Below are 15,403 nucleotides of genomic sequence, written 5' to 3'. Positions count from 1 at the left end.
CGTGGCAAATCCCAACTGGAATCGGCCACGATCGTAAAAGATTTTGGACTCCAAACTTTGAACGTTAGACTTTTAGCTTTGAAGTTTTTATCTTCGGTCTTCAGTCCAATGTCGGCAGTCTAACCTCCAGCATCTAAAATTCGGCGTTGCTGATTGGAGGGATGACTCTGTGAGAAGTGTCCATCTTTTCGCCCCCTAAATCTCCCAAAAATGGGGGACTTTGAACCTTGGGTTTCCCGCCGCTTTGGGGCAATTCATCCCCTGATTCAGCAACGCCTAAAATTCAATAGTCCTAGCGATTCAACGCCAGTGAAGAATTGAGTGTTAGAGAGAGATTATCGGTGCGAGGCTCGACGACGACGACTTCATTGTTTTTGCGTCCGAGTAGCAGTCCGCCCAGGGCACCGGCCCCCGTCCCAATTAAAACTCTACCCAGCGTGATGCGTTTTTTACCCGTCACTCCTGAGATGATTGCTGCCGCACCTGACCCGATCGCCGCTCCCTTCAAAATCGCTCCGGTATCGACACCCTGGCGAATGTTTTCTTTGCGGCTGAGAACATCAGAACGAGCATCGATCGGCAAGCGTGTGCCATCGGTCAAAATTAGCGTTCTGGCGACAAATTGGGAGTTGTTGTTGTCTGCGGGTCGAAATTCACCTTCAACCTGGCTTCCAGCGGGGATGAGTAGCGTTCCAGAAGACGATCGAATGTTGCGGGCGATCGTCAGCGTCATGGGCACTGTTTCGGCTGGCGCGATTACAATTCTTTCGGCTTTGTCATAGACTACGGGGAAGCTGGCACCCGCAGGGATTCTCACACCATAGCTGGGTGAAGTGCGCTGAGACGGGAAGAGTTGTGCAACTTTTTGGGGTGCTTGATTGGCGTTAGCGTCTCCCATCATGATCATGGGGGCGATGCTCGTCGAAGTCACGCCCAAAGTCAGTGCGAGCGCGGTACTTGCTTGAAATTTCTTTAAGTTCAACATGGGTCTGTCCTTCAGGTCGTGTTCTAGTAGCGATGTCTTTATTGACTAGAGAATTTTTAACAAGGTTCCTGAACTCACAAAACCTACCTTTGGACTGAGTGAGCGATCGTAAGCTATCTCTCTAAGGTGATCCTCCTCAAAAGACATGGAAAAAGACATGGAAAAAGACATAGATTCGATGAAATCTTTTGCTACGGTGATTAATCCGGGCAGCCTCCTAAATCCCTCACGAGTCAGGGACTTTGAAACCGGAATTGCTTTAAAGTCCGTCAGAATGAGGGATTGGGGGCAGAGGCGCTGAACACCGAAGCGAAAAAAATCATTGCATTAACGCTAAAAAGACAGTCTGTTGAATGAGTCCACAGTTTGTTTGAATCACTGCGGTTTTAATTACTTGAGAGCATCTATTCAGCTAGAAACGGCTGCTTTTCGTCACTTTTCTCGCAGGCGTTTGAGCAGCATCGCTAATCGAGCCTGGGCTGTTTGGTTAATCTCGCTGACTTCGGATGCAGATTCTCCAACATCTCCTAATTGGCCGACCGTCGATCGCAACCGATTAGACAAAAACATGGCCATCGCCCGATAAAACCGAGAAGCAAACCCGACATCGAGATTGAGTTTCTCAGCGAGATCAACTTGAGGAATTGCAAAGACTTGTGAAGCTTGGGCGGCTCTCACCGTGGCAGACGGCGGACGAGAATCGACAAACGACATTTCACCGACGATTTCGCCCTGACCGAGACGGGCAATTTCGCGGCCTCCGAGCGCCCCCGTTGAGACCGATAACTCGCCTTCTAGCAAAATGTAGAGCGTGTTGACAGGCTGCCCTTCCTGGATCAAAACCGTTTTGGGAGAAATGGATTGGCGGGTTCCGATCGACACAATCCAATCAATATCAGCATCAATCAACTCACTCAGGATGAATAAGACTTTTTTCATGATTTTTGGTAAGTGCGAGTGTGCATCAAGCCCCAAATCACCCTGAAGTTTGGCAGTTAGCCCATGTTTGATCGAAAATCCTTTACAGATTAGCCCTTCTAGCGATTAGACTACAATACAGTGCGACTGTACTTTCGTGCATTTGTACTGAATTACGCTCCGCCTTATGGCTGACGTGTTGATTTGAGCAACAGATTTAACGGCTGCCCGCGATCGCATTGTCATGATTCCTCAACAGCTAACTCTCAAGAATTTTTTGAGCTATCGTGCGGCCACGCTTGATTTTAGAGGGCTGCACACGGCTTGCGTTTGTGGGTCAAATGGGGCGGGCAAGTCGTCATTGTTAGAAGCCATTTCTTGGGTGATTTGGGGGGAAAGTCGCGTTGCGCTCGAAGATGATGTGATTCATATCGGCACTAAGGAAGCGCAAGTTGATTTTATTTTTAGCATTCACCAGCAGACTTATCGAGTGATTCGGACGCGCCAACGGGGACAGGGTGTCGTGTTGGAGTTTCAAATTGCTCAAGGAGAAAATCGGTCAGAATTGGAACAAACGCGCTTTCGATCGCTCACCGAAAAAGGCATCCGCGCCACTCAGCAGCTAATTTTGGAGCATTTGAAGCTTGATTATGAAACCTTTGTCAACTCTGCTTATTTAAGACAGGGACGCGCCGATGAGTTTATGTTGCGTCGTCCGGCAGAGCGCAAGCAGATTCTCGCTGACTTGCTCAAGCTACAGCGATACGATCAGTTGGCAGAGCAAGCCAAAGATAAATCGCGCCAGTTCAAAGGACAAATGGAACTGCTAGAGAGAAATCTGGCAACCAATGAATCACAGCTACAACGACGAGAAACGATCGCTCAAGAATGCGCCGAGTTAGAACTCAATCTAGCTCACAGGCAACAGCAGCAGATTGCTAAAACAGCCCAATTGCAAACGCTAAAAGCAAGACAACAACAACGCCAAACCTGGCAGCAACAACTAACCTGGCAACAACAGCAACAACGCAATCTCAGCCAAGATTGTCAACGTCTGCAACAGGAATTTTCTCAGACTGATCACCAGAAAAAAACGCTGGAGACACTTCTTGGTCAACAAAATCAGATTGTTTTGGGGTATCAGCAATGGCAAATGCTGCAATCGCAAGAGGAAATTCTAGCTGCCAAGTTTCAGTCTCATCAAATTGCTCAAGCCAAACGCCAAAAATATCAGCAGCAGCAAACTGAAAAACTCAGCGAATTACACAATCGTCAACAGCAAATCCAGGCTCAAGACGCTGCTCTCATTCAACAAACGCAAGAAATTCAGCGGACGTTGAGCAAGGCGGCCGATATCGAAGCGGGAATGGAACAGTTGCGCCAGGCAAGACTTTATCTCAGTCAATTAGATCAACTGCAACTGCAAGCAGCACCTCTAATTCAGCGAAGACAACAGCTACAAAGTCAGGTCGATCGTGCTTCCACTCGCTTGAGTGCCCGTTTGGATGAAGTTCGTTCTTCAGCCTATCAACTCCAAACTCAGCAACAACGTCAGCCTAAACTTCAGAAAGCGGCCGTCGAGATCGCCACTCGCATTGAAGAACTGCAAAAAATCAGACTTTATCAAGAACAAGTCCGTGAGAAAGGATTAGAGCGACGCAGCTTTATGGAACGGTTGCAGGCCCACCAGCGCGATCACGAAGCTCAACTTGCCGAACTCGATCAAAAGATTCGCATGTTGAGGCAAGGCGTGTGTGGCGGAGAGAGCTATGAGTTTTCAGCCTTGAATCTTCGAGAAGATCAGAAGGCTGGCTTAGAAAAAAGTTCAGTCACCCTTCAAAACAGACCTAAGATTCAAGAGTCCTATCCCCCTTGTCCGCTGTGCGATCGTCCCCTGGATGAGCATCACTGGAATCTCGTTTTAGAAAAACATCAGCAGCAACAGCAAGAAGTTCTCGATCAAATTTGGGTGATTCGAGAGCAACTGGCCGTCTCTGAGCGAGAGATTCAGGTTTTGCGGGGAGAGTATCGCGAGCTAGAAGAGAAGCTGACGCAGTACGGCACTATTTTAGAACGACGTGGACAGCTACAGGAACAGCTTCAAGTGACGGCCGATGTGCAAAAAAGTTGGGAACAACTCAACGCTGAGGCCGCACAGCTTGAAGCGAAACTTAAATTAGGTGACTATGCCACCGAGTTTCAAGAAGAATTGCAGCTACTCGATCGCAGTCTTCAACAAATCAACTATGACGAAAAAGATCACGCCCTGGCGCGGGGAGCCATCGATCGCTGGCGTTGGGCAGAAATCAAACAGGCAGAAGTCAAGCAGGCAAAGCGGCGACAGGCTCAAATCGAGGCGCGTCAACCCGAACTCAAATCACAGCTTGCAGACCTTGAGCAACAGATGGAGCGGATCAATCAAGAGACAGCTTTTGGACTGAGCGAGTACGATCGTCAGATTGCCGCGATCGGCTATCACTTAGAACAGCACGATGCTTTGCGTCAAGCCTTGCGTCAGGCACAACCCTGGCAACTCCGCTATCAAGAACTCTGTCAGGCACAGCAGCAATTTCCTCAAGTCGATCGACGGCTCCATGAGCTAGATCAAACCCTTCAGGCTCGGCTGAATGAGCTACAAATCGTCAGTCAACAAATGCGAGAATTGATTCACTGTCTAGAACAGATGCCCGACTGTGCAATCCAAATCCAAACGCTAGAACAACATCTTTTACAACAGCGTCAAGAACTGGATGGTCAGTTGTCTCGATTGGGTCGTCTCCAACAACAACAACAGCAGCAAGAACAACTGAGTACACAGAATTTAGAACTCAAATCTCAATTACAAATCTCCAGACAACAAACGCGAGTGTATCAAGAGTTAGCTCAAGCATTCGGCAAAAATGGAATTCAAGCACTCATGATCGAGAACGTGCTGCCGCAGCTTGAAGCGACGACGAATCAAATTCTCTCTCGGTTGAGTGCCAATCAGCTTCATGTCCAATTTGTCACTCAGCGCGGGCGCAATTCCACCAAGTCTCAACCTTCAAAACTCTCTGAGACGCTAGATATTCTGATCGCCGATACCCGTGGGACTCGTGCTTATGAAACGTATTCCGGTGGCGAAGCGTTTCGTGTGAATTTTGCAATCCGATTGGCGTTGGCGAGATTGTTGTCTCAGCGATCGGGCACCGCGTTACAAATGCTAATTGTAGATGAGGGGTTTGGCACTCAGGATCAGGAAGGTTGCGATCGCTTGGTGGCGGCCATTAATGCGATCGCGCCCGATTTTGCCTGCATTCTCACCGTGACTCACATGCCTTATTTCAAAGAAGCCTTTCAAGCTCGAATTGAAGTCACCAAAACTCAAGAAGGCTCTCAAATTATGTTGTGCGTTTAAATAGAAATACAATAGAGCTATGGACACGCTATAGAACTCATTTAGGATCTTTTTCTATGTTCTCATTATGTTCTCATTATGTTCTCATTGATATAGCAATCCTATTTGAGTGGTGAGAATTCGGTTGAAACGGCTCTCCTGAAAGCGTTGTGTTTCAAGTCAAGCTAATAAGTGGTTTAAGATAAGGGCACAAATCTCAAGAGATGATATTGAAGAGTCTTGTAGTAGGTTACTTTGTGTCATCACCAGGGGGCGATCGCTGACAGAATTCGGTAAATGCCCATGCGATCCGCGCACTAATTCTGCCTCTAGCGGTGTCAGATCCATCAACGATCGCATCCCCAATTTGCGCTGGAATAACGTTTTGGCAACCTTGAGTTTTGGGAACCGAATCTGTGGGTCAATGAATAGTTCTACCGGGTCATAGCCTGGTTTGCGATGAATATCCACGGTGCGAGCAAAGTCAGGCGCTTTATGGTCGTCCAGCCAATAGTAATAGGTAAACCATGCCTCTGGTTTCGCAATGACCACTAACTCGCCCGATCGCGCATGGTCAAGGTGATCGTCTCGTTTGCCTGCTTCATCCAAGACTCGTTCGACTCCGGGTGTTTGCTCTAGTAGCGTCTTGACCTGAGATAGCACTGCTGGATTGTTGACATACACATGAGCTATTTGATGATCTGCAACCGCAAACGCTTGACTAGCACCCGCATCGAGGAGTTCTAGACCCAACTCTTCTCGAATTTGCAGCAGTCCTGCCGATCGCAACACTCGATTGAGGTGTACGGGTTGAGACACGGGCGTAATGCCATACTCAGAGAGAACGATCGGCTGGATGTCTCGTGCCTCGTAAAATTCAATCAAATCACCCACAACGGCATCGATTTCTTGCAGATCTTGGGCTGGACTCGATCCCATTTTTTGAGCGCAGTAATCCAGATGAGGCAGATAGACGAGCGAAAGTGTGGGACTAAAGTTTGTCTCAATCCATTTTGCTGAATTTGCAATCCACTGGGAGGAGTCGATCGTGGTCGCCGGGCCCCAAAATTTGAACAAGGGAAATTGTCCGAGTTCAGTCTGAAGTTTGGGGCGAAGCGCGGCTGGATGAGTGTGAATGTCAGGCAGTTTGCGTCCATCAGCGGGATACATAGGGCGCGGCGTGACTGCATAATCAACCGAGGAGTACATGTTGTACCACCAGAACAAATTAGCGCAGGTGAAAGTCGGATCGAGTTCTCTAGCCATGTCCCAGACTTTGGGAGCCTGCACCAGTTGATTAGACTGCCGCCAAAACTTGACCTCACACTCGTCTCGAAAGTACCAGCCATTTGCCACGATGCCATGTTCGCTGGGATGCTTGCCTGTGAGATAAGTCGCCTGAACACTACAGGTTACAGCAGGCAAAATCGGCGTGATGGACGATCGCTGTCCCCGGTCTGCCCAGGCTGTTAATTTCGGCATGTTGGCACCCAGGCAGGTTGGAGTTAGTCCAACGACATTCAGGACGGCGGTTCTTTTCATGAGGGAGGAGGAGGGAGGAGGGAGGAGGGAGGAAAGGGTTAATGTACTTCTAGTGAACTTTACTAGGCGGCGATCGCAGTCTTTAGTTGCTGTAAAACCCAGTTGTATTCTCGTTGGATCGAGACAGATAGATCAAGCTTGATGTCCGCGGGCAACACGTCCCAGGTGTAGGTTTCGATTTCGAGATGTGAACAGATGGGAGAGGTTTGCAGATAGTTTAATGTTTCGGTGAGGTGGGGTTGGGTCGATCGCAATAGTGGATAGTCTTGCAGAAAGATTGGGACATGGAAATGAGTACGCCATTCGGTTGCAGTGGTGGTCAGGAAGTCCGGGAAGGCTTGCTCCAGGTCGCGATACTGTTTGAGGGTGCCATCCTGCTGGCGGGCAATCACCTGATGTAGGTAGGTTGATTCGACAAACGAGGAGAGCCGTAGGGCGATCGCTTGACGTTCTGTTAGTTCAACGGGAATGGGAATTCTCACGGCTGAACTCAGTTGAACTTTGCTGATTTTAATTCCAGCGGTTTGTAGTTGACACAGAGCGATCGCAGGTTCCTCATATTCCACGGCAAAATGGCAGGTGTCATAGCAAACCCGAATGTGGTTGCAAAGATGCTCAACGGCTTCATCGCGGGCAATTCCCAACTGTTGCTTTAGGGCAGCACTACCGAGGGGACGCAGCCAGCGATCAAAGAAATCAATCACTTCTTGGGTGTTTTCCAATAGTCCATCTGGCTCTGGTTCTAGTCCGAGATGAATTAGCTTACCCGTCTCAGCATAGAGTTTGAACAGATCAACGACTAGCCGCGAAAGCGCTATTGTACTTGACCGAAACGCCTGCTCCTTCTGCTCTGGCTTGTCCAGGAACCAGGGTTTGTAAGAGAGAGGCAAAGTAGAAATGCTGCCTTCTATTCCAGGTGGCAACAACTCCGCGAGAATCTGCACTAGCCGCTGGGTGTACTCTAGTCGATCGCTCACCGTCCAGTCAGGCGCATAGACCTGATCTTTGACGACCTGATGATGGAAACTGCCATAGGGAAAGCCATTTAGCGTGAAGACATAAAGATCTTCTGCTGCCAACCAGGACTTGAATTGGGACAAGCGATCGCCCTGCAACAATTCTCGACTCGCGACATCTGCCAACCGTAAACCAACACCAAACGGCTGATCTGGAGCGATCGCTTGTTTGAGTCGAGGCAAGTAGTCCTGAAGATTAGCCCAAACTTCTGCCCAGGTTTCACCAGGATGAATGTTGGTACAGTAAGTAAGATGGAACTGCTGATCAACTAGCATAAATTTTCCTATTGGCTGACTTGCTTCTCACTCAATGTTGTCAGATAAGCGATCGCTTGCTGGTAGACGGATACCTCGACTTGATGGACTTCTACACCAGACCCAAGGCTAGTTAGTAGCATCAATGTCAACTCTCCACCCAGATGTTCTCGAAATTCAGTTAACCCTCGAAACACAGACTGGGGATGTTCTGGCTCGTTTGAGAATGCGCCCAGTTCGGGAACAGATAGGTCAAATCCTAGCGACAGCAGCGTGTTGAGAATTCGTGTCCAATCGGTGGCTGGCAGCAGTCCGGCAAAGTAGGCATAGGTACTATCGAGCGCAATCCCGATCGCAACGGCTTCTCCATGCCGCAGGCGATAGTGCGTCAAGTACTCCAGTCGATGCGCTGCCCAATGCCCAAAGTCAAGGGGACGCGAGGAACCCATCTCAAACGGATCACCATAGCCGCCGATGTGTTGTAGGTGATGCTGACACGATCGATAGATAACTTGCTGCATTACAGACAGATCACGGTTAACCAGCGCACGAGCATTCGATTCAATGAATCTAAAAAATTGGACATCTCTGATGAGTGCAACTTTAACGGCTTCAACAATCCCAGAGATCCAGTCTCGCTGACTCAACGCCAGGAGAAAGTCGGAGTCGTTAATCACTGCATAAGGTGGTGTGAAGGTGCCAAGAAAGTTCTTTTTGCCAAAGGCATTCACGCTGTTTTTGACTCCAACTCCAGAGTCATCTTGAGCCAGTACCGTGGTTGGCACCCGCACCAGGCGCACACCGCGATGGGCAGTTGCCGCTGCATATCCTACTAGGTCGAGAACAGCACCGCCGCCGATCGCCACTACATAAGAATGCCGACACAGCCCAACCTCACTGATCAATTGCTGAATCTGTTCGACTAATGCTGGATCATTCTTAGACGCTTCTCCCCCAACTACCACCAATGGGTTAGCTTTGAGACTAACTTGGTTCTGGTAGCGATCGGTATACGCCACGATCTGTTCTAGTAGATAGGGATGTGAAGGGAGGAGTCCACTATCGACAATGACGATCGTCGCCGCAGGGTGATCAAGCTTTTCACTCTGCAACACATCAGCAAATAGAGGATTTTGTAACCGAAAAAGCCCACTCGTAAAGTGAACCGCATAGTTGAATTGCACCGTCACAGATTGTTGTAGCGGCTGCAAAGTAGCGTCTAAAGATTGGGGTGGATTAATCAGGCTGAGATTCATTTAGGTCACCGCGAACTGTTTGGCTAATAATCGAGAAATGGGAAGTAGACTCAAAATGGCAAATCCATAGATCCAGTGGCTAAAACTGGCAGCGATCGCACTATCCAGGGCAATCAGAGAAATCACGCCCGATCGCACTGCAATCCGAATCAAGTCTGAACTAGGATTACGAGCCGCTTTCACAAATGCTGGAACTACTGAAGCACCCCAAAATCCGGCGAACGGCAACATTGACCACAAGTGAGCTGTATGGCCTTGCAATACAGAATTGGGCACCAGATTTAACCCAACTAATCCACCGCCCACGAGGGTTAGAAGACCCAGAGAAACACTTCCAGCGGTACGATTGCCACCATTAACTTCACCGCGACTAATGAGCGTAATCGCCGCAATGTATAGAACGGGAACGATCGCCAACAACCAGCGTTCTTGTAAAATGGTCGGCATTGCACTGATACCCAACAGCAAATTGCCCCCGCGACACAATCCCATGTTGAGCGACCCCATCCAGGCGGAATGTTTGCTCACAGAGTCGTAGAGTAACGCCGCCAATGCGATCGCACCCGCAATCCCTGCACTCAACGCTGACACCTGGGCCGCTGCAATGATGCCGATCGCCAACAAACCAACACCCAACGCAATACCCTCCTGCACCGAACTGCGACCACTGGGAATCGGACGTTCGGGGCGCTCTACCGCATCCAATTTGGCATCAAACACATCGTTAAAGACAACGCCACCGCCATACAATCCCGTCGTTGCTAGTAGCAGCCAAAGTAAAGGCTGAAGGGTGGCGAGGTCAAGCATCCAATCAGCCGACAGAATCGCTAAACCTGCTGCCGCATAGCCTGCCAAAATATCGGCCCATGCCGTGACAATATTAGCAGGACGCATCATTTGAAGATACGCCACCACTCGATTCACTGTGTTTTGCGCCATCACGACTTCACCTCTGATTGAATGCTGTGCAAAAGACTTAAACCGCAAAAGACTTAAACAATCACGATCGACCCGGCTCCCTCGACGATCGGTTCTTGCCCTCGCAGCACAGAGTTGTCCTCATAGAACTGTCGTTGATCAACAGGGTCTGGACTCAGCCAATCCGCTTCACTCATCTCACCGCTTTGACTGTAGGCTTCCAGCGCATTGTCATAACAAACCGCCTGCACACGAGCTTCCGAAATTCCGCGTTCGATCATCAGTTGAGCCGTCTTTGGCACCGCTAACGGATCACTAATTCCCCAATCTGCGGCACTGTCTACAATGATTTTTTCAGACCCATACTGGCGAACAATTTCAGTCATTCGCTCATTGCCCATTTTGGTATGTGGATAGATCGAAAAAGCTGCCCAGAAACCGCGATCGAGAATGTCTTGCACCGTCTCTTCGTTAGCGTGATCAACAATGACGCGCTGTGGATTGATACCATGCTCCAGACAGACTTCCAGGCTTTGCAACGTCCCTTCTTTCTTGTTGCGATGAGGCGTATGAATCAGAACTAGCTTATCGAACTCTTTCGCCATTTCTAGTTGGAGTCGAAAGTACTTATCTTCTGCCGCAGTCATTGAGTCATAGCCAATCTCCCCGATCGCAACCACGCCTTCTTTGCAGAGGTACAAGGGCAGTAGGTTCATCACCTCATCGGCGATCGCTGGATTATTAGCTTCTTTGGGATTGAGAGAAATGGTGCAATAGTGTCGGATGCCAAACTGTCCCGCTCGAAAGCGCTCCCACCCCACTAAACTGCTGAAGTAGTCCTGAAAGGTGCCAGCACTGGTGCGCGGTTGTCCCATCCAAAACGAGGGTTCGATGACTGCGACCACTCCGTACTGCTTCATCACAAGGTAATCGTAGGTCGTGCGGGCAGTCATGTGAATGTGAGGATCAATCCACATTGGGGTAGAGCGCGCAGGTTGAGAAGCATCTAACATAGAATGACCGGATTGAGGGTAAGCGATCGAGCCGTTAAACGAACGGGTGAACATTGAAAAATTAGCGAAGGGCGGCTTGCTGTTCTAGTTGCTTTTCGTAGATAATTTTCCAGGTCAAAGTTCCTGAGCGAACTAGCGCTTCCAGTGCAGGGTAGGGAGCTAGTAGATCAAGCGCGATCGAGTGCCCTGATTGAATGCAAGCTAACCCGATCGCGTGTTGTTGAACCGGATTGGATGTGCAGAGAGCCTGCTTTAAGTCGGCAACCATTGTTCCATCCACAAAGGGAACAACCAGCCGCCACAATTCTGGAGTCACGTTTCGATGAGCCGCCCACCGCTCGTGAACATAGTCCATCAACATTCGCGACAGGGTAGCATTGGCTCGATCGTCCAGTTCCCAAATCGGATAGAGCGGACTACCGACAAAGATGGCTTTCAGCACTAACTGATTCCACGTCGCTTCGTCAAACTGTCGAGCCGGATAGGAATTCCAGAGCGCAATCGCATTAAACACTGCGGTAATGTGGCTGCGAAATCCTTCTAATGCCCAATACTGATAGCGATCGCCATAGGGCAACAGCGGCAACGTCTGATGAAGGGCGACCGCTTCTGGAATGCCTGCCGTGGGGTAAAGCTTTTCTAATAGGGGACTCAGCAAACCCTCTTCTGCTTGGGGAAGACTGAGCAACAGCAGCGATCGGGCTGCCTGATCCACACTCCATTGCCCAGGAGACCAGCCCGGACACAGCAAGCTTGCGGTTTGCAGTTCCGCCTCGTTTAACAGCAGATCCCGTTTGCCAACTCGACGGGGAAGGGTACTAAACGCCGTCAAAAAAGTGCGTTCCGAAAAATTTTGGCGAGACTGTGCGATCGTAGAACTGAGCGCCTCAAAAGCTTCGGAAGTTAGGCGCTGAGATAGCCACCCATGCAGCAGATTTCGAGTTTTGCTGGCACCTTCGGTAGAAAGACCGACCATACGTTTCCCTAACTGATTCAGATACCAGCTAATCTAGTGGCATGACCGTAATAATCCCTAATTTTTGAACAGAACTGTTGAAAAATTCATAGAGAATAAAGGGGTTGATCGCCCTGAATATCAGCAGTCAGGCTATGTCTCCAGCCTAATTCACGTCCGTACTGACCTGACTTGACCGCCCAAAAAGTGCTTTATCTTAACTTTAAGAATCTGCGATCGCACTTACGTTATTGTCTCAGTCCCAATGTCTCAGTCCCAATGTCTCAGTCCCAATTCGATGAGCCGACTTTATTGTTTCAGTTTGGCGTTATTCAGTTGTGAATGCAGCCTCAAAATTCATAGCGAGTCATGGTGTAGTAATTGAAACTTACCTAATTAGAGTGTTGAAGGCTACTTCGATTGAATTCTCTCTTGATAAGAGAGGTTAGTGTCTTGCAATACTATAGCCGCTTAAATTTGTCTATTGTCAAACAACGAAGTGCAGCAATAAAGCTCCCAAACAGTTTCCGAACCTTCGTCCGAAGAAGACACGAACATTGTTAGCAGATTTTCATACTTCCTTCGAGGGTACGAAGTGCAGAGCTATACCGTTGATTCTGCAGGACTTCTTAGCCTTTTTGATGCTCCAGATTAAAGTTTTTATTCTTTTTCAAAAGTCATTGCATAACCTGCTTAACAACGCGCCCATCTGATTAATAGGGTACTTTAACCCTGCTCTATTCCTAGGAAGGTAATATGACTCAGGAAGAAGCCTTAGAGAAGATTAAGTTAGCGTTATCCCCCGCAATTCTCAGTGAATTACAGATTGATATTTTCCGCAGAACCTGGAATCAGCAGTCGTATCAAAAAATTGCGCGGGAATCAAATCATGAACATAGCTATATTAAAGATGTCGGTGCAGAACTATGGAAACTACTTTCGCAAACGCTAGGGACTAAAGTCACAAAGCTAAATTTGCAGGAAACGCTGACTCAGATTCTGCAACAGAGACAAATCCCACACGCTAGGCGAGTACATTGGGGTGAAGCGGTGGATGTGTCTCAATTTTTTGGACGGCAGGGTGAACTCACGACTTTGGAACAGTGGGTGACGCAAGAACGTTGCCGATTAATTGCGATCGCAGGCATGGGCGGCATGGGCAAAACAATGCTGGTGACGCAGTTGGCACAGCAACTCGCCGATCAATTTGAGATTGTGGTGTGGCGATCGCTGCGTCATGCTCCACCACTCGCTGATTTTCTAACCGAATTACTCCAGACTCTTGTACCCGAACAACCCACTCGACTTAATGTAGCATTACGACCCTTGCTGGAAAAGCTGCGATCGTCACGCTGTCTGCTGATCCTGGATAACATTGAGACCGTCTTAGCAAGCAGTGAATTCGTAGGCACTTACCGACCTGGGTACGAAGAGTACAGCGAGTTGTTTTGGCAGCTCGGAAAAGTGCAGCATCAGAGTTGTGTCCTGCTGACCAGTCGCGAAATTCCAACCGAGATTGCCGTGCATGAAGGGATTACAGCCCCGATTCGATTACTTCGATTAAAGCCGCTATGCGCTGAAGCAGGACAAACCATTTTGGCAGCGAAAGGGCTAGAGGGTCTAGAACAGTCGATGCAGAAATTAATTGAGCGGTATCATGGGAATCCACTGATGCTAGAGGCGATCGCAACGCCGCTCAAAGACTTATTCGGGGGCGACATTGAGGCTTTTCTCGCTCAAGAGACGCTGTTATTTAACGACATTAGTCGATTACTCAAACCACAGTTCGATCGCTTGACTTTGCTCGAACGGCAGGTGATGTATTGGCTTGCAATCCATCGTGAACCTATGACTGCAAAACAGCTACAAAGTAATTTGTTACCCTCTGTGTCTCTAGTTGCCCTACAGGATGCGTTAATTTCACTGGAGCGTCGCTCTCTCATCGAGAAGGCGAAGCCTGTGCTGGCAGAAGCAAGATACCTTCAGCCGCTGATCGTCATGGAATATGTGAGTGGACACTCGATCGAACAGAATTGGCAAGAGACTGAGCAAGCCCAAACGATTGATTTTAGAAATCATGCCTTGCTGAAATTGCAGGCAAACGGAAAAAGATGATGCAGTTCTACACGTCCCTGCTGTTATGCCGCTCAGGTTATCGGTAAGGTGCAATCCATAACTTATCTATCAGTCTTTAGAGTAAAGGGTAGCGTCAGAACAAGAGATGTTCGCGCTTCAGTAACAACAGGGTTATGCCCCTCCGAGTTATCCCCTATTCACAGGCTTCATTTGCACTAGCGTCAATGAAGTGGTTTGTCATGGCATTCCGAACCCAAAGTTGAGGGTCTTCTCGTCTGATCTACAGCCGTTGAACTTGTCGTTAGATGCTACAGAGAGAGTCGGTATTCGGACTTGTTTTACACAAGAGCGCCGTTAGAACCTGTAGACTTTTCAGAGATAACTTCTTGAGAGCTTGTGATGATCAAAACCTTTATCGGAAGCTGCCATTGCGGCGCGGTTCGATTCGAAGCCGACATCGACCTGAGTTTGGGTACAAACAAATGTAACTGCTCGATTTGCACGAAAACGCGGAATTGGAACGCCCTCATTAAGCCTAGTGCTTTCCGACTGCTATCCGGTGAGAGTGACTTAAGTAACTACCAGTTCGGGTCAAAGATTGGACATCATCTTTTTTGCAAACACTGCGGCGTGCGCTCATTTGCACGCGGGCATCTTGAACAGATTGGCGGAGACTACATTACCGTCCAATTGTCTGTCCTTGACAATGCCGATCCAGCGGAACTCGCTGAAGCACTCGTTCGATTCACTGATGGTCGTAACAACAACTGGGATGCACTTCCAGCCGAGGTAAGGCATTTATAGCGATCGCTGATCTCGTAGGATGTGTGACAGCATAATGCACCATCTTAGTTACTTTGTAGAAAGCGATCGCGATTAGCCGTCTCAAATCAGCGCTGTAGAAGCTGCACTACAATTCCCAAAATCCCAATGAAACCCATCCAACTCATTCCAGAGAGAATGCGGGACGTGCGCTGCTCGCTCAACCACAGCTCTCGGTACGAATATTGAGGATCGCGAACCGAAAACGCGATCGGGGGACTGACAAAGGGCAACAATTTGCTCAACCCTAAGCGGATCACAGAACCCATGA

11 protein-coding genes and 1 pseudogene are annotated in these 15,403 nt (G+C 48.8%); 3 read left to right on the top strand and 9 right to left on the bottom strand.

The features are described from left to right. Positions 1-292: 292 nt before the first annotated feature. Complete coding sequence (locus ACKFKH_RS17890; protein WP_446859684.1) at positions 293-985, bottom strand: hypothetical protein; 693 nt, start codon at positions 983-985, stop codon at positions 293-295. Between the two features lie 432 nt (positions 986-1,417). Beyond that, a complete protein-coding gene (locus tag ACKFKH_RS17885) occupies positions 1,418-1,924 on the bottom strand; it encodes a cyclic nucleotide-binding domain-containing protein (RefSeq protein WP_446859683.1) in 507 nt (168 codons plus the stop codon). Positions 1,925-2,147: 223 nt separating this feature from the next. On the opposite strand from ACKFKH_RS17885, the gene ACKFKH_RS17880 reads away from it, so the two are divergent. Next, on the top strand, positions 2,148-5,300 hold the full coding sequence (locus tag ACKFKH_RS17880) for an AAA family ATPase (RefSeq protein ID WP_446859682.1): 3,153 nt from the start codon (positions 2,148-2,150) through the stop codon (positions 5,298-5,300). 159 nt (positions 5,301-5,459) lie between these two features. Here ACKFKH_RS17880 and ACKFKH_RS17875 read toward each other — a convergent pair whose 3' ends face one another. The 6 genes from ACKFKH_RS17875 to ACKFKH_RS17850 all read right to left on the bottom strand — a co-directional run bounded on the left by ACKFKH_RS17875 (position 5,460) and on the right by ACKFKH_RS17850 (position 12,255). Continuing rightward, complete coding sequence (locus ACKFKH_RS17875; protein ID WP_446859681.1) at positions 5,460-6,821, bottom strand: alkaline phosphatase family protein; 1,362 nt, start codon at positions 6,819-6,821, stop codon at positions 5,460-5,462. A gap of 62 nt (positions 6,822-6,883) precedes the next feature. After that, positions 6,884-8,113 (bottom strand): metabolite traffic protein EboE, encoded by a 1,230-nt coding sequence (gene eboE / locus ACKFKH_RS17870; protein WP_446859680.1) that lies wholly within the window; start codon positions 8,111-8,113, stop codon positions 6,884-6,886. An 8-nt stretch (positions 8,114-8,121) separates the two neighbouring features. Next, complete coding sequence (locus ACKFKH_RS17865) at positions 8,122-9,348, bottom strand: 3-dehydroquinate synthase (RefSeq protein ID WP_446859679.1); 1,227 nt, start codon at positions 9,346-9,348, stop codon at positions 8,122-8,124. Next, entirely contained in the window at positions 9,349-10,287 is a 939-nt protein-coding gene (gene eboC, locus ACKFKH_RS17860; protein WP_446859678.1) for a UbiA-like protein EboC, read from the bottom strand. It abuts the gene before it with no gap. A gap of 53 nt (positions 10,288-10,340) precedes the next feature. After that, positions 10,341-11,333, bottom strand: coding sequence for a TatD family hydrolase (locus ACKFKH_RS17855; RefSeq protein WP_446859677.1), 993 nt, complete (start codon positions 11,331-11,333; stop codon positions 10,341-10,343). A gap of 7 nt (positions 11,334-11,340) precedes the next feature. Next, the gene (locus ACKFKH_RS17850) at positions 11,341-12,255 is read right to left on the bottom strand and encodes an EboA domain-containing protein (RefSeq protein ID WP_446859676.1); all 915 of its coding nucleotides are present in this window, start codon (positions 12,253-12,255) and stop codon (positions 11,341-11,343) included. Positions 12,256-12,990: 735 nt separating this feature from the next. Here ACKFKH_RS17850 and ACKFKH_RS17845 point away from each other — a divergent pair. Together ACKFKH_RS17845 and ACKFKH_RS17840 are read left to right on the top strand one after the other, a co-directional pair. Then, a complete protein-coding gene (locus ACKFKH_RS17845) occupies positions 12,991-14,349 on the top strand; it encodes an NB-ARC domain-containing protein (protein ID WP_446859675.1) in 1,359 nt (452 codons plus the stop codon). 360 nt (positions 14,350-14,709) lie between these two features. After that, a complete protein-coding gene (locus tag ACKFKH_RS17840) occupies positions 14,710-15,114 on the top strand; it encodes a GFA family protein (protein WP_446859674.1) in 405 nt (134 codons plus the stop codon). Positions 15,115-15,200: 86 nt separating this feature from the next. Here ACKFKH_RS17840 and ACKFKH_RS17835 read toward each other — a convergent pair. Then, a pseudogene (locus ACKFKH_RS17835) lies at positions 15,201-15,403 on the bottom strand (hypothetical protein); the annotation flags it as partial.

The sequence above is a fragment of the Phormidesmis sp. 146-20 genome (assembly GCF_052939475.1).
Note: the sequence above shows the minus strand (reverse complement) of the source record. Positions and strands in the feature narration are given on the sequence as shown.

What these genes read in the sequence shown, in the direction of transcription:
- ACKFKH_RS17850 (WP_446859676.1), bottom strand. Translation starts at nt 12,255, where the DNA reads ATGGTCGGTCTTTCTACCGAAGGTGCCAGCAAAACTCGAAATCTGCTG.
- ACKFKH_RS17865 (WP_446859679.1), bottom strand. Translation starts at nt 9,348, where the DNA reads ATGAATCTCAGCCTGATTAATCCACCCCAATCTTTAGACGCTACTTTG.
- ACKFKH_RS17885 (WP_446859683.1), bottom strand. Translation starts at nt 1,924, where the DNA reads ATGAAAAAAGTCTTATTCATCCTGAGTGAGTTGATTGATGCTGATATT.
- ACKFKH_RS17875 (WP_446859681.1), bottom strand. Translation starts at nt 6,821, where the DNA reads ATGAAAAGAACCGCCGTCCTGAATGTCGTTGGACTAACTCCAACCTGC.
- ACKFKH_RS17840 (WP_446859674.1), top strand. Translation starts at nt 14,710, where the DNA reads ATGATCAAAACCTTTATCGGAAGCTGCCATTGCGGCGCGGTTCGATTC.
- eboC (WP_446859678.1), bottom strand. Translation starts at nt 10,287, where the DNA reads ATGGCGCAAAACACAGTGAATCGAGTGGTGGCGTATCTTCAAATGATG.
- eboE (WP_446859680.1), bottom strand. Translation starts at nt 8,113, where the DNA reads ATGCTAGTTGATCAGCAGTTCCATCTTACTTACTGTACCAACATTCAT.
- ACKFKH_RS17845 (WP_446859675.1), top strand. Translation starts at nt 12,991, where the DNA reads ATGACTCAGGAAGAAGCCTTAGAGAAGATTAAGTTAGCGTTATCCCCC.
- ACKFKH_RS17880 (WP_446859682.1), top strand. Translation starts at nt 2,148, where the DNA reads ATGATTCCTCAACAGCTAACTCTCAAGAATTTTTTGAGCTATCGTGCG.
- ACKFKH_RS17855 (WP_446859677.1), bottom strand. Translation starts at nt 11,333, where the DNA reads ATGTTCACCCGTTCGTTTAACGGCTCGATCGCTTACCCTCAATCCGGT.
- ACKFKH_RS17890 (WP_446859684.1), bottom strand. Translation starts at nt 985, where the DNA reads ATGTTGAACTTAAAGAAATTTCAAGCAAGTACCGCGCTCGCACTGACT.